General features: G+C 69.6%; 9 protein-coding genes. 5 read left to right on the top strand and 4 right to left on the bottom strand.

The window, feature by feature from the left end; genetic code table 11:
* Positions 1-33: 33 nt before the first annotated feature.
* Positions 34-4,041 carry a type VII secretion protein EccCa gene (gene eccCa / locus FKR81_RS36285; protein WP_146358745.1) on the bottom strand — a complete coding sequence of 1,336 codons (4,008 nt, stop codon included), beginning with the start codon at positions 4,039-4,041 and terminating at the stop codon, positions 34-36.
* 233 nt (positions 4,042-4,274) lie between these two features.
* On the opposite strand from eccCa, the gene eccD reads away from it, so the two are divergent.
* Positions 4,275-5,675 carry a type VII secretion integral membrane protein EccD gene (gene eccD, locus FKR81_RS36280; protein ID WP_146358744.1) on the top strand — a complete coding sequence of 467 codons (1,401 nt, stop codon included), beginning with the start codon at positions 4,275-4,277 and terminating at the stop codon, positions 5,673-5,675.
* Positions 5,672-7,156: a type VII secretion-associated serine protease mycosin gene (mycP, locus tag FKR81_RS36275; protein WP_146358743.1), complete on the top strand. Its 1,485-nt coding sequence runs from the start codon at positions 5,672-5,674 to the stop codon at positions 7,154-7,156. Before eccD ends, mycP begins: the two co-directional genes overlap by 4 nt.
* Before the next feature lie 160 nt (positions 7,157-7,316).
* On the opposite strand, the gene FKR81_RS36270 is transcribed toward mycP, so the two are convergent.
* Genes FKR81_RS36270 through eccB form a run of 3 tightly spaced genes read right to left on the bottom strand, consistent with a single transcriptional unit; the run spans position 7,317 to position 10,378 of the window.
* Entirely contained in the window at positions 7,317-8,366 is a 1,050-nt protein-coding gene (locus FKR81_RS36270) for a WXG100 family type VII secretion target (protein ID WP_146358742.1), read from the bottom strand.
* The gene (locus FKR81_RS36265) at positions 8,363-8,692 is read right to left on the bottom strand and encodes a type VII secretion target (RefSeq protein WP_146358741.1); all 330 of its coding nucleotides are present in this window, start codon (positions 8,690-8,692) and stop codon (positions 8,363-8,365) included. The genes FKR81_RS36270 and FKR81_RS36265 overlap by 4 nt, the downstream gene beginning before the upstream one ends.
* A 54-nt stretch (positions 8,693-8,746) precedes the next feature.
* Positions 8,747-10,378 (bottom strand): type VII secretion protein EccB, encoded by a 1,632-nt coding sequence (gene eccB, locus FKR81_RS36260; protein ID WP_146358740.1) that lies wholly within the window; start codon positions 10,376-10,378, stop codon positions 8,747-8,749.
* Positions 10,379-10,495: 117 nt separating this feature from the next.
* Here eccB and eccE point away from each other — a divergent pair, with 117 nt between their 5' ends.
* The 3 genes from eccE (at position 10,496) to FKR81_RS36245 (ending at position 14,333) form a co-directional block, all read left to right on the top strand.
* Positions 10,496-11,839: a type VII secretion protein EccE gene (gene eccE, locus FKR81_RS36255; RefSeq protein WP_146358739.1), complete on the top strand. Its 1,344-nt coding sequence runs from the start codon at positions 10,496-10,498 to the stop codon at positions 11,837-11,839.
* Entirely contained in the window at positions 11,836-12,561 is a 726-nt protein-coding gene (locus FKR81_RS36250; protein WP_146358738.1) for a polyadenylate binding domain-containing protein, read from the top strand. Before eccE ends, FKR81_RS36250 begins: the two co-directional genes overlap by 4 nt.
* A gap of 215 nt (positions 12,562-12,776) precedes the next feature.
* Entirely contained in the window at positions 12,777-14,333 is a 1,557-nt protein-coding gene (locus tag FKR81_RS36245; protein ID WP_146358737.1) for a S8 family peptidase, read from the top strand.
* Positions 14,334-14,345: the final 12 nt, after the last annotated feature.

Here is a 14,345-nt window from a genome sequence, read left to right as displayed (position 1 = left end):
CCTTCCGGCTGCGGGCCCCGTTCGATTTCCGGGCTAGTCGGGCTGGATCCAGGCGTACTGGATGCGCTGCTGCCCGTGCTTGCGGGTCACCAGCGTGCCCCGGCCAGGAGGCTGCGGCGACGCCTTGAGGTTGCCGACGATGTTGCCTTCCTCCTTGGAACCGGAACCGACGAAGATCGGTGCCGAGATCTCCTTCAGCTTGCCGAGGACCGGGTCGAACATCGCGCGCGACGCGCCACCCATGCGGCGGGTCACGACGATGTGCAGACCGACGTCCTTCGCCTGCGGGATGAACTCGGACAGCGGCTGCAGCGGGTTCGGCGCACCCTGCGGGGCCACGAGGTCGTAGTCGTCGACGACGACGAAGACCTCAGGGCCCTTCCACCACGACCTGTTCCTGAGCTCTTCCTGCGTGACGTTCGGGCCGGGCAGCCGGCCGTTCAGGGAGCTGCGGACGTCCTTGACCATGTCGCCGAGCTGCGCGGACGACACCGCGTAGGCCAGCAGGTGGTCGGTGTCGATGAAACCGAGCATCGTGCGGCGGTAGTCGACCAGCAGGATCAACGCCTCCTGCGAGGTGTAGCTGGTCATGATGCCGCGCACGATCGTGCGCAGGATGTTCGTCTTGCCGGACTCGCCGTCGGCCAGCGTGTAGAAGTGCGGGTCTGCATCGAAGTCCAGGTAGACCGGGGCCAGCTCGTCCTCGTTGACGCCGACCGGGACCAGGTGGCCGCGGTTCGGCCGCTGGGCCTGGACCTGCTGCATGAACTGGTCGTACGGCATGAGGTCCGGCAGCATCCGCACCGCGGGCGCGTGCTTGCCGCGCCACGCCGCGTTGAGCTTGGCGGCCAGGTCCTGCACACCGGCCGAGATCGTCTGCGGGTCCTGGATCGTGTCGATGCGGGGCAGGCCGGCGAGGAAGTGCAGCCGGTCCGCCGTGAGGCCGCGGCCGGGACGGCCGGCGGGCACGTTGACGGCGACCTTGCGGTCGATCTCCGACTCGCTCGGGTCACCGAGGCGCAGCTCGAAGCGCGTCCCCAGGAGGTCCTTCATCGCGGGACGGATCTCGGCCCACCGGTTGGCGGCCACGATCACGTGGACGCCGTACGACAGGCCCTGTGCGGCCAGCGCCTGCACCTGCGGCTCGACGGCCTCGAACTCCTGGCGGAAGTTCATCCAGCCGTCGACGATCAGGAACGCGTCGCCGAAGTCGTCGTCGGTGATCTTGCCCGCGCGCTTGCGGTTGCGGAACTCGACCATCGAGTCGATGCCCTGCTCGCGCCAGCGGAGCTCGCGCTCGGTGATGAGGCCCTGGAGCTCGGCCACCATGCGGCGGACCTTGTCGACGTCGAGACGTCCGGCGAAGCCACCGACGTGCGGCAGCGCTTCCATCGCGGCGAGCGTGCCACCGCCGAGGTCGATGCAGTAGAACTGCGCCTCCTGCGGCGTGTGCGTGAGCGACATCGAGGCGATGATCGACCGCAGCATCGTCGACTTGCCGGACTGCGGACCACCCACGACCGCGCCGTGACCGGACGCACCGGCGAAGTCCGCGACCAGCAGGTCGCGCTTCTGCTCGAACGGCTTGTCGACGATGCCGACCGGGATGACCAGCTTGCCGTTGTACGGGTTGCCCGGGACGGTCAGGCCGCGGTCCTCGGTGACGTCCAGCGGCACCAGGATCGTGTCCATCGTCGGAGGCTCGTTGAGCGGCGGCAGCCACACCTCGTGCGCGGGAGGGCCCTGGCCGACGAGCCTGTCGACGATCAGGTCGAGCTGGGTCGGCTCGTTGCCCTCCTCCTTCTTCTCCTCCTTGACGACCGGCTCGATCGGCCGCTCCGGCTCCTTCGGGATCTCGATGTAGTCGGGAACGAAGAAGCGGGGCCGCTTGTCGCTGCGGACCGCGACGGACTCACCGGCGGACTGCATGCCGGACGGCCGGTAGGCACCCGAGACGTAGAGCGCCTTGAACCTGGTCAGCGGCATGCCCTGCACGCTCAGGTAACCCGAGCCGGGGATCGGCGGCAGCTCGTACGCGTCGGGCACGCCGATCGCCGCACGGGACTCCGCCGCGTTGAACGTCTTCAGACCGATCCGGTACGAGAGGAACGTGTCCAGACCGCGCAGCTTGCCTTCCTCGAGCCGCTGCGACGCGAGGAGCATGTGCATCTGCAGCGACCGGCCGACACGACCGATCTGGAGGAAGATGTCGATGAAGTCCGGCTTCGCCGTCAGCATCTCGGAGAACTCGTCGATGCAGATGAAGAGCGCGGGCAGCGGGTCGAGCGGGGCGCCGTTCTCACGGGCCTTCTCGTAGTCCCACACGTTCTTGTAGTTGCCCTTCGCCAGCACTTCCTGGCGTCGGTTCACCTCACCCGCGATGGCGTCCTTCATGCGGTCGACGAGCGTCAGGTCGCCTGCGAGGTTGGTGATCGTCGCGGCGACGTGCGGTGCCTTGTCCAGACCGAGGAACGTCGCACCACCCTTGAAGTCGACGAGGATCATGTTGAGCGCGGTCGACGAGTGCGACGCGAGCAGGCCCAGCACGAGCGTGCGGAGGAACTCGGACTTACCGGAACCGGTCGCACCGATGCACAGGCCGTGCGGGCCCATGCCCTCCTCGGCGGCTTCCTTGATGTCCAGCTCGACCTGCTGGCCGTGCTCGCCGATGCCGAACGGGATGCGGTAGCGGTCGCGCTTCGGCCTCGGCCGCCACGCCTGCTGGACGTCGAACGACAGCGGGTCGCCCTGGATGCCCATGAACTCGAGCAGCGGCGGGTTGTTGCTCATCGCGAGCGGGTCCTCGTCCAGACCGCCCGCCTCGCCGGCGGCGCCCATCCGGTACGGGGAGATCCGCCTGGCGAGCGCCTCCATCTCGACGATGCTCAGCGCGTCCGGGCCGCCGAACCACTCGACACCGCTCGCGGAGCGGGCACCGAGCTTGCCGTCCTCGATCACCAGGCGCAGGCCGCGCCGGGCGGTCAGGTTGCCGAGGCACTCGGACAGGTCGAGCAGCGTGACGCCGACCAGGCCCTCCTCCAGGATGATCTGCTCTTCCCTGGAGATGTCGCCGTCGTCGATGACGATCACGATGTGCGGCTGGTCCGCGGGCGGCGGCGCGTTGCGGGTGAACCGCTGCCGGTCGCGCAGGTACTCGTCGAGCATGGCCTCGATCTCGGCGAGCGAGTTCGCCATCATGCGGCGCTGGCCGATGCCGTCGACGTCCGACGGGTGCTGCACGTGCGGCAGCCACTTCGCCCACTCCCACAGCTGCTTCGTCCGGCCCGCGGAGACGACCGCGATCAGCAGGTCGTCCGGCGAGTGGAACGTGGCGAGCTGGGCGAGCAGCGCGCGAGCCAGGTTGCGGCGGTCCTCGATCTCACCGATCAGGCCGACGGCGGCGAAACCGCGCAGCGCGATGGAGATGGGGAGCTCGGGCACCAGCGAGTGGGCGCGCACGAAACGGCGCAGCGCCAGCGTCGCGATGGGCTCCAGCTCCTCGACCGGGCCGGTCTGCGGCGGCACGAGTCTGGTGGCGAGCCGCTGCGAGCCGCGACCGGCGCGCAGGTGGCAGAAGTCCGGGTCGTTCTGACGTCGTTCCCACATGCGCCGCGTCGTGGCGAGCGACCAGAGCATCTGCGGGTCCGGGTGGACCCACTCGCGCTCGGCGCGCTGCTCGTCCGCGGCTTCGCGGGCGCGGTCGCGCATCTGGCCGAGGTACCGCAGGTAGTCCTTGCGGTCCTCGTTCATCTCGGCTTTCTTCTGGCCCTTGCCCGAGCCCATGCCACCGGCCATCATGCCGACGGTCGAGATGAGCATCATGCCCGGCATGATCATCGCGGCCGGGTTGCGCCCACTCGTGGTGAACATCATGGCCATCATGCCGACGGACGCCACGATCATGACGACGGGCATCGCCTTCATCATCACGTTGCCGGGAATGACCCTGGGCACCTCGGGTGGCGGTTCGAGGTGTACCTCACCACCAGGGGGCCGGGGAGCAGCAAGGCGTGCCGTTCGCTTGAACTGCAGCGTGCTCAACTGACAGGCACCTCTTCGACTCTTCGTTACGCCACCAGTAGCAACCGACACTATGGCGCATCCGCTCACGGCGCGAAGGTGGGTCGGGAAAAAACCCAGTCGAACGTGTTCCGCGAACAGCCCGTGCGGAAGCCGTCGGTGCGGCCATACTAGGCCCGCCTGGCTAGCGTCCGAGTGGACCAATAGGGTCGGGGAAACACGTATTGACGCTGATCTGACTTAGGGGGCCGCTGGTGGCGACCGGTACGACGGTGTTCAGCCGGGTGACGGTGGTAGCACCACGAACGCGTATCGACGTCGCGCTGCCTGCCGACGTGGCGGTGGCCGATCTCCTGCCGATGCTGCTGGACATGGCGCGCGAGGCGACGCCGGACGGCGGCGTCCGGCACGGCGGGTGGTGCCTGGCCAAGCTGGGCGACAGCCCGCTCGACCCGGCGCGCACGCTCGCGTCGCTCGGCGTCGTCGACGGCGAGCTGCTGCAGTTGCGGCGCCGCAACGAGAACCCGCCGCCTCCGCTGTACGACGACGTGGTCGACGCGATCGCCGAGTCCAACCCGGACAGCTTCCGGCCGTGGACGAAGGAGACCGCGCGTCGCTTCGGTCACATCGCGGGCGCGCTGGCGCTGATCGCTTCCGCCGTCGCGGTCTTCCTGTCCGGCCCGGTGTTCAACGGTCAGGGCAGCGCGCTCGCGGCCGCGATCACCGCCGGTCTCACCGCGGTCGCGGCTCTCGCGGCCGGTGCGACCGTGGCACGTGCTTACGCCGCAGCGGACACGGGCGTGCTGATCGCCGCCGCCGGTGCGCTGCCGATGTCGTTCGTCGCGGGCTTCTACATCGTCCCGGACGAGTGGGGCCGCCCGAACCTGCTGCTCGGCTTCGTGCTGATGATGATCTTCGCGTGGGCCGGGATCCTGCTGATCGGCCACGGTGTCACGGTGTTCGTGGCCGCCGCGACCGGCGCGACCATCGCCGCCATCGCGTTCCTCTTCGCGACGCTGATCGCGCACCCGGTCGTCGGCATCGCCGCCGCGACCGGTGCCGTCGCGCTCGCCGCGATGTCCGCGCTGCCGCGGTTGACGCTCCAGCTGGCGAAGCTGCCGATGCCGACCGTGCCCGGTAGTGCCGAGGACCTCAAGGAGGACACCGGCTTCCCGGAGTACGCGGTCATCGAGAAGCGCACCGCGATCGCGCACGAGTACATGACCGGCATGATCATCGGTACCGGCGTGACCGCCGCGATCTGCGCGATCATCGCCGCCGGTGACGGCACGGTCTGGGGCCCGATCTACGGCGTCGTCGTCGCGCTCGTGCTGATGCTGCGCGGTCGTGCGTACGCGAACGGCGCACAGGCCGTCGCGCTGCTGGCGAGCGGAATGCTCGCCGCGGCGGGCATCCTGATCGGCTGGCTGGCCGAGGCGTCCGAGCTGAACCGCGTGCTGTTCGTGTTCGGCGCGCTGCTGGTGCTCGGCGCGGGTGCGCTGGTGCTCGGTGTGATCTTCCCCAACCAGAAGTTCTCGCCGCCGCTGCGCCGCACGGTCGACATCCTCGAGGCCATCCTCATCGCCGCGGTGCTGCCGCTGGCGCTCGCGGTCATGGACCTCTACCTCGTCTTCCGAGGACTCATCGCGGCATGAGCACCTTCAAGCGCGTCGCGGCTGGTTCCGCTGCCGCACTGATGTTGCTGACGGGCCCGCTGTCCGCGGGCCCCGTCTCGGCGCAGCCGTCGTCGGCACCACCGTCGTCGGCACCGCCGTCGTCGCCGCCTGCCAAGTCCGCGCGCCCGGACTCGCAGCCGCCGCCGTTGCCCGCGGGCACGACGCTGCCCCCGGCGGGCACGGTCGGCACTCCGGCGCCGGACGTGGACTACGTCCGCAACAACAAGGGCTGCATCGAGCCGAACAAGCAGGGCACGACGGTCAACACCCGCCCGTACGGGCAGCTGCGGCTGAACCTCGAGCAGGCGCACCGGTTCGCGACCGGCAAGGGCATCAAGGTCGCCGTGATCGACACCGGCGTGAACAAGCACCCGCGGCTCGCGGACCGCGTCACCGCCGGCGGTGACTACGTCGGCAAGAACGACGGCAACGGCACGAACGACTGCGACGGCCACGGCACCGAGGTCGCGGGCGTCATCGCCGCGGCCGAGGACAGCGAGACCGACTTCGTCGGCGCCGCACCGGAGTCGAACATCCTCGCGATCCGGCAGACCAGCGACCGCTTCGAGTTCAAGGGCAACGCGACCCAGGAGGCTCGGCAGACCGCCGGCAAGATCAAGACGCTGGCGCAGGCGATCGTCACCGCGGCGAACGCGGACGCCCGCGTCATCAACATCTCGCTGACGAACTGCGGTACGCCCAAGGCGTTCTCCGCGGACGACCTGACGCTCCAGGCGGCCATCAAGTACGCGGTCGACGTCAAGAACGTGGTGATCGTCACCGCGGCAGGCAACCTCAGCGAGGGCCAGGGCTGCAGCGCGCAGAACGACAACCCGGACCCGAACAACGTCAAGGTCGTCGCGTCCCCGCCGTGGTTCGCGGACGACGTGCTGTCCGTCGCGTCCATCAACGAGAGCGGTGGCGTCTCGGACTTCAGCGTGTGGGGCCCGTGGGTCAGCATCGCCGGTCCTGGCGAGGGCATCGTCACGCTCGACCCGCGCGGCACCGGGCTCACCAACGCGAACCTCAACCCGGAGAACGGCGCACTGGCCCCGATCCGCGGCACGAGCTTCGCTTCCCCTTACGTGGCAGGCGTCGCGGCTCTCGTGCGGGAGCGGTTCCCGGACCTCAACGCGCGTCAGGTCATGTACCGGTTGAAGGCGACCGCGCAGCACCCCGGCAACGCCACGGGGCGCGACAACAAGGTCGGGCACGGGATGGTCAACCCGGTCTCGGCGCTCACCGCCGTGATCCCGTCCGAGAAGGCGGGCGCGACGCCGCCGAAGATCACGCCGCTGACCACCCAGGTCAACCCGCCGGTGCAGAAGAACTGGAAGCCCATGGTGGTGGCGCTGGCCGGTACCGGGATCGGGGTTTCCATGCTGCTGCTCACGTTGTTCGTGATGCACACCGTGAACCGCAACCGGGGTCGCCGGCCGGGCGTGGCCCGCACCGGGTAGCCCGACCGGCCTCACAAGGCCAGCACATCTCGCAAGCCAGAACAGGGGTCCCCCGCGCAGGGGACCCCTGTTTTTCACTCTGCCAGAAGGGACCGACAATTCTGGTCGGCCGCCGCGAGTTGTCCACAATTCGCAGGTCAGAACCGCACGCGGCGAGCGGCTAGTCCTCGCCGATGACCTTGGGGCTGGCCTTCTTGGGCTTGCCGAGCAGGTCGTCCACGGAGCCGGTGAGCTGCTGCTTGCGCTTGTGCTCCTTGTCGCCGCCCTGCTGCTGCCCCATGCCGCCACCCATCATGGGCGCCATCCCGCCCATCATCCCGCCGCCCGCACCAGCCCCGCTGCCACCGGCGGGAGCTCCGGCGGCCGCGGCGGCAGGCCGGGCAGCGGGCTCGGCAGGAGCCGGTTCCTGCACCGCGGTGGACCCGCCGGGCTGCATGGGCGGCTCGGGGGCCGAAGACCCGCCACCGCCGAGCGCGCTGCTGATCGAGCCTCCACCGCCGGACACACCGCCACCCCCGCCTGCACCAGCCGCGACGGTCTTGGGAGCTTCAGCGGGCTTCTCAGGCCCCTTCTCGGCCACCTTCGAAGCAGCAGGCGCCGTGTACGACCAGTTCTGCTCGGGATACCGGTGCTTCATGGACACGGCACCGAAGCCGCCGTCCTCTCCGGACAGCCCGTCGCACAGCTTCAGGAACGCCTCGAGCACATCGCGCACGGACTCGAACAGCTCGCGCACCGGCGGCCGCAGCTCTTCCAGGTGCCGCACGACGGCCTGGTCGCCGTCCAACGGCAAAGCGGCGGCACCGGACACGGAGTCGGCCGCGTCGGACAGCACACCGGCCATGTCGCGCACGATGTCGCGCACGGTGTCCGCCGTCTCCTCCAACGCGTCGGCCATGGCGTTCATCGCGTCGGACATGTCACCACCGGCGAGCCCGACGGAGCGCATGTGCTCGACGAAGGAGTCCGCGTCCCGGCCTTGCCACGCGGCGTCGACGGAGCCGAGCGGCCCGGACACGTGCTTGGTGACGGTCTCCGTGACGCGGGCGGCCTTGCGCCAGCGCTCGGCTTCCTCGTGCAGGTCGTTCCAGTCGCCGACGGCCGGGTCGAAGTACTCCTCGACCAGATCGGCGACGCCGACCCTGCGGCTCAGCCGGGAGAGGAAGTCGAGCTGCGCACCGTGCTCGGCCGCGATCTGCCTGCCGCTCACCGGTGATCGGCCTTCTTGATCACGTGCAGCGTCTCGTCGTCGTGGTGGCCGTAGTGCTCCGCCACGGCGTGCAGGCCCTTCGCCGCCGACTCGAGCACCTCGCACGCGCGGCCGAGCTGCCCGTTGAGCAGTTCGGCCGCACGGGCGTAGCCACGTGCGCTGCCGAGCGTCCGGCCGACCTCGCCGAACGACTCCGGCCGCAGGGGCGAGACCTTCATGGCGTCACGCACCCGGCGCAGGTCCTCCGCCGCGTGGTCGACTCTGTCCGCATAGGACTCGAGCCACCTCGGGTCGACCTCGATCCGCCCGGTACCCACCACGGTCACATCCCCCTTCGCCGTTCAGCCCCTGTGACGGTGCCGAGCGCACAGGGGTTCCACTCACCCGCCCGCTTGCTGGTTCTTCGGCGGCACCGCCGCGTCGGACGGTGTCGGGATCCAGTCGTAGCTGCGGCTCGCGTCGTTGCGGTTGAGCTGCGGGCCGTTCGGCAGCAGCCGCAGGATCGACTCCGGTGCGGGAACGATCTCGGCGACGTCGCCGAGTCCCAGTGCACCAGCTGTGCCCTTGTCCGGCACGCCGTACTTCACGCCGCGACCGGTGACGATGTGGATCGGGCCCTTGCCGAAGTCGCTCGTGGACTGGCTGCCGCGCACGAGCGCCGCCTTGCCCGCGGGCATGATGAACCGGTCCACGACCTCGCCGGTCGAACCGACCTGGTTCAGCTCAACGGGAACCGAGTCCTTGGGACCCGGCAGCGCGGCACCGATCGTCACCTTGGTGTGCTCGGACCGGTTGGCTTCCTTGACGTTGTCCGCGTGCCAGCCGAGGCAGACGACCTTGTTGTTGGCGTTCGCTTCCAGCACGGTCGGGACCTGGGCCGGGTACTCGTCGAGCTTGAGCGGCTTCTTCGGCTCGGAGTGGTTGGCCACCGCGTTCGCGGTCAGCGTCTGCGGCTTGGTGTTCGTGCCCACGTTGGTGAACTGGATGAGGTCACCGACGGCGGGCGTCACGGTCTGCAGACCGTCCTCCAGCACCACCATGAACTCGACGGCACCGGTGCGGTTGACCTGGACGACCTCGCCGACCTTGGCCTTGACGCCCTCGAGGTAGCTCGCGTCCGACCCCTGCTTGGGGATCGTCGGCGCCTTCAGCGGCGCGACCTCGGGGATCGCGTTGAGCAGGCCGTTGCTGATCGCGCGCGGACGCTTGCCGCTCAGCCGCAGCGCCGCCTTGACCGCGTCCTTGTTCAGGTCCACCTGCGCGCGCACCGTGCTCGACGAGATCGACTTCAGGTTCGCGGGCGTCTTGTAGACCAGGTACGCCTTCTTGTCCGACTCGACCAGCAGCGCGTTGTCGCCGTCCAGCAGCTGGTCGCCGCCGTTGACGCCGGCGATCACCGTGGTCTTGATCTCGTTCTTGATGGACTGGTCCTTGCGGGCCTCGTCCAGGTCGAGCTCGTCGCACACCGACCAGTCGGCGCCGATCCGGTTGCTCGGACCGGGCAGCACGTCGGGCGCGTCGGGGATGCCGGTGAGCCTGCCCTTGGGCAGCTTCGACAGCGCCTGCTCGCTCACGACCTTCGGTGTTCCGCCCGCGACGGCGACCTGACCGTCGGTCGACCCACCGGGCGCCGCACCGCCGTCCGTCGTACCCGCGGCGCCGCCCTGGTCGGGGTTGGTGCGCGAGTACCAGAGCAGGCGTGCCGACGCGAGGTTCGTCATCGGGACGAGCTGGTTCGGGGACGAGTTCACCACGTAGACCTGGCCGGTCTCCTTGCTGATGGCGATCTGCGTGTCCTTGTCCAGCGCGGGCTGCGGCTTGAAGAAGCCGAAGACGAGGAACCCGAGCAGGCCGATGATGCCCAGCAGCACACCGACCGCTGTCGCGCGCGAGTGGTTGCGCATCGGGTCGTGCAGCATGACCGCGTCTCTGCGGACGAGCGCGGACTGCATCCGCCGCAGGACGAATCGGTAGGCCTGGACCTGTGACTTGGTGGTGGGTGTTGATGCCATTCTCGGCTCGCTGCTCTCCCAGTCGCGGTACGGTTCGGCAGGATAGCCGGACGCAGGTTGCTCCGTGGGCCGGTTCGCCAAGCCCACCGACCGTCGAGGGGAAAGAGACCACAACGGATGTCCGTGACCACTCCACATCCGCCCCGGCCGAACCCAGGAATGCAACGGCCCCCTGGTCCCGGTGGTCCCCCACCGGGTCCGACGCCTCCGCCGCGGCCGGTCGGGCGTGTCCGCCGCAGAGCCGTTGGTGCCAGCCTGGGCGCGTTGCCGGTCTCGAACCTCGTCGTGATCGAGGTCGGCGTCGCCATCGGTCTCATCCTCCTCACGATCGGCGGCGTGAAGAACGTCGTGATGCTGTCGATCGCGGGCGCTGTGTTGTTGATCGCACTGATCCTCGCGTTCACCCGATCGCGTGGTCGTTGGCTGACCCAGTGGATCGGCCTGACGGCTCGCTACAACTTCCGCAGCCACGGCAGGACGGCCAAGCGCGCCGCACCGCCGGATTCGGCGCCCGGTGACGACGAGACGTCGGTCATCGGCCCCGACGACCCGCGCGTGGCGCTGCTGCGCCTCGCGATCCCGGACCTGGTGATCGCGAAGGGCCAGGACCACGAACGCCGCCCGCTCGGCCTCGCCTGGCACGACGGCGTGTGGACCGCCGTGCTGCTGGTCGACCCGACGCCGCCGCTGATCAGCCCGGTCGGTGCCGCGCCGTCGCTCCCGCTCGGTGCGCTCGCGCCGTGCCTGGAGGACCGCGGTGTCGTGCTGGACGCGATCTCGGTGATCTGGCACTGCTACCCCGGCAGCGCGGCGCTCCCGCCGACCTCGCCCGCGTTGAACTCGTACCTCGAGGTGCTCGGCCCGCTGCCCGCCGCGGCGCGCCGCACCACGTGGATCACAGTCCGCCTCGACCCGAAGCGCTGCGCCACCGCGATCAGGGAGCGCGGCGGCGGCGTGGTCGGCGCGCACCGCGCGCTCATCGGCGCGCTTTCCCGCGTCCGCAACGCGTTGGAGTCCGCGGGCGTCACGATCCGCCCGCTCGACTCGGACGAACTGCTGCGCGCCGCGATCTCCGCGTCCGAGCTCACCGCGGTCGCCGGCTCCACGAACCCCGTCTCGCTGCGGGAGAAGTGGTCGGGCGTCACCGCGGGTGGCGTCGGTCACGCGAGCTACGCGATCACCGGCTGGCCGTCGAAGGGCTTGCGCAGCAACCTGAACGCGCTCACCGGCGTGCGCGCGCTGTCGTCGACGCTCGCGATGTCGATCTCGCCGTCGCGCGAGGACGGCCAGGTCTCGCTGCGCGGCCTCGTGCGGGTCAGCGCCCGCACGCCGAGCGAGCTGGAGCGCGCGGACGACCAGCTGGAGAAGCTGGGCGACAAGCTGGACATCACGCTGACCCCGTTGCGGGGCCAGCAGCTCGCAGGGCTCGCCGCGACCCTGCCGCTCGGAGGTATGGCATGAGCTCGGCCCGGCTGATGGACAACCAGGGACGGAACAACGTCGCCCCGGAGTTCCTGGTCTCACCGTCGCTTTTGGACGTGGTGAGCCCCAGCGGTGACCGCGGCGGCATGATGCTCGGCGCGGGCATGCAGGGCGAGCCGCTGACGATCTCGGTGTTGCGCCCGCAGCCGACCAGGATGGTCGTCGTCGGCGGCCTGTACCTGGCGCGGCAGATCGCGTTGCGCGCCATGGCCACCGGCGCGTGGATCATCATCGCGACCGGGCGTCCGCAGGCGTGGCAGCCGGTCGTGCGGGCGGCGGGCCAGGGCCCGGACGGCCGTCCGTCGCCGCTGGTGCAGCTGCGCAGGCTCACCCCGGCCGACCTGCCGAGGCCGACCGAGGACATGCCGCTGCTCGTCGTGCACGACGGCGGGCACGTGCCGCAGGAGCTGTTCCCGCCGCGGTCGCCGTGGCAGACCACGATGTACGTGCTGCCCTACCTGCACCCGCAGGCGTCGAGCACGTCGAACAACGCGGATCTCGTTCTGCTGCAACGCCTTCCGCACGGTCAGGCGCAGCTCGCGTCGCAGATCTGGCGGCTGCCGCCGCCGATGGCGCAGCAGCTGACCACGTTGAAGGACGACCAGGTGATCGCACTCGGGCAGGACCTGTGGCGGCCGCTGAGGCTCGTCACGACTCCGGGTGAGCAGCAGATCCTCGGAGCGGTGCGCAGAGGCGACTGAACCTCCTAAATGCACCTTGTGCCCCCGGACATCCGTCTGGGGGCACATTTTTATATGCGCGTCCAGGGGCCCAGCGAAGTAACCCATTCACAGGGCGACCAAAAACTGTTGAGCCAACGTTCGTCGGTTATTTCGTGGACCTTCTTGCGCCGTACCCCTTCAGCGAACTATCAAAACCTCACCTGCATCACCCTGCGACGAGGGAGCACCCTGTTATGAGGGAAGTTCGCGCATCATGGGCTAGGAGAGTGGCTGGAATCGGTGTGGCGGCGGGCGTTGCGCTCGCGGTCTCCACCGTCTCCGCCACCGCTGCCCCCGAGGGGGAGATTCGCGGCCTCGGGGCGTCAAATGCGATCAAGGACAACTACATCGTCGTGATGAAGGACGTCAGCACCGCGAGTGTCGACAGCCTCAGCACGAAGCACGGCGCGAAGGTCAAGCACCGCTACACCGCCGCTCTGCGCGGGTTCTCCGCGACGATGTCCGAGAAGCAGGCCAAGCAGATGGCCGCCGAGCCCGGCGTCGCGTACGTCGAGCAGGACGGCGAGGTGAAGATCTCCGACACGCAGACGCCGACGCCGTCGTGGGGCCTCGACCGCATCGACCAGCGCGCGCTGCCGCTCGACAACTCCTACACCTACCCGAACAAGGGTGCGGGCGTCACCGCGTACATCATCGACACCGGTATCCGGTTCTCGCACAGCGAGTTCGGCGGCCGGGCCACCAGTGGTCGTGACACCGTCGACAACGACGACGACTCGACCGACTGCCAGGGCCACGGCACCCACGTCTCGGGCACCGTCGGTGGCACCAAGTACGGCGTCGCCAAGGAGGTCAAGCTCGTCGGCGTGCGCGTGCTGAACTGCTCGGGCTCGGGCTCGTTCGCGGGTGTCATCGCGGGCATCGACTGGGTGACCGCGAACGCCGTGAAGCCGGCCGTCGCGAACATGTCGCTGGGTGGTGGCGCCAACGCCACCGTCGACCAGGCCGTGCAGCGCTCCATCGCCTCCGGTGTCGTCTACGGCCTCGCCGCGGGCAACGACAACGGCGGCAACGCCTGCAACACCTCGCCCGCGCGCACGCCGGAGGGCATCACCGTCGGCTCCACGGACCGCACGGACGGCCGTTCGTCGTTCTCGAACATCGGCACCTGCGTCGACATCTTCGCGCCCGGCCGCGACATCACGTCGTCCTGGCTGACCGACGACAACGCCACCAACACGATCAGCGGCACCTCGATGGCCACGCCGCACGTCGTGGGCGCGTCGGCCGTCTACCTGTCGTCGAACCCGACCGCCACGCCGCAGCAGGTCCGCGACGCGCTGGTCGAGAACGCCACCAGCGACGTCGTCACCAACCCCGGTGCGGGCTCGCCGAACAAGCTGCTGCACATCACCGGCACCGGCGGCGGCAACCCGCCCGGTGACTGCCCGGCGGCCACGAACGACAACAACGTGAACATCCCGGACTCGGGCACCGTGTCCAGCACCATCGCGGTGACCACCTGCGCCGGCAAGGCCGGTGCGGCCGCGAAGGTGACCGTCGCGATCAAGCACACCTACCGCGGTGACCTGGTGATCGACCTGATCGCCCCGTCCGGCGCGGTGAAGCAGCTGAAGGTCGCGAACGGCGGCGACAGCGCGGACGACGTCAACCAGACCTGGACCGTCAACGTCTCGACCGAGAACGCCAACGGCAACTGGCAGTTGCGCGTCCGTGACGCCTACGCCCAGGACACCGGCTTCATCGACTCCTGGACGCTCGACCTCTAGATCTCCAGATCA

The sequence above is a fragment of the Lentzea tibetensis genome (assembly GCF_007845675.1).
GTDB classification, from domain to species: Bacteria; Actinomycetota; Actinomycetes; order Mycobacteriales; family Pseudonocardiaceae; genus Lentzea; species Lentzea tibetensis.
Note: the sequence above shows the minus strand (reverse complement) of the source record. Positions and strands in the feature narration are given on the sequence as shown.

Coding starts and splice junctions, on each gene's coding strand:
- mycP (WP_146358743.1), top strand. CDS start 5,672: ATGAGCACCTTCAAGCGCGTCGCGGCTGGTTCCGCTGCCGCACTGATG.
- eccB (WP_146358740.1), bottom strand. CDS start 10,378: ATGGCATCAACACCCACCACCAAGTCACAGGTCCAGGCCTACCGATTC.
- eccE (WP_146358739.1), top strand. CDS start 10,496: ATGTCCGTGACCACTCCACATCCGCCCCGGCCGAACCCAGGAATGCAA.
- FKR81_RS36250 (WP_146358738.1), top strand. CDS start 11,836: ATGAGCTCGGCCCGGCTGATGGACAACCAGGGACGGAACAACGTCGCC.
- FKR81_RS36245 (WP_146358737.1), top strand. CDS start 12,777: ATGAGGGAAGTTCGCGCATCATGGGCTAGGAGAGTGGCTGGAATCGGT.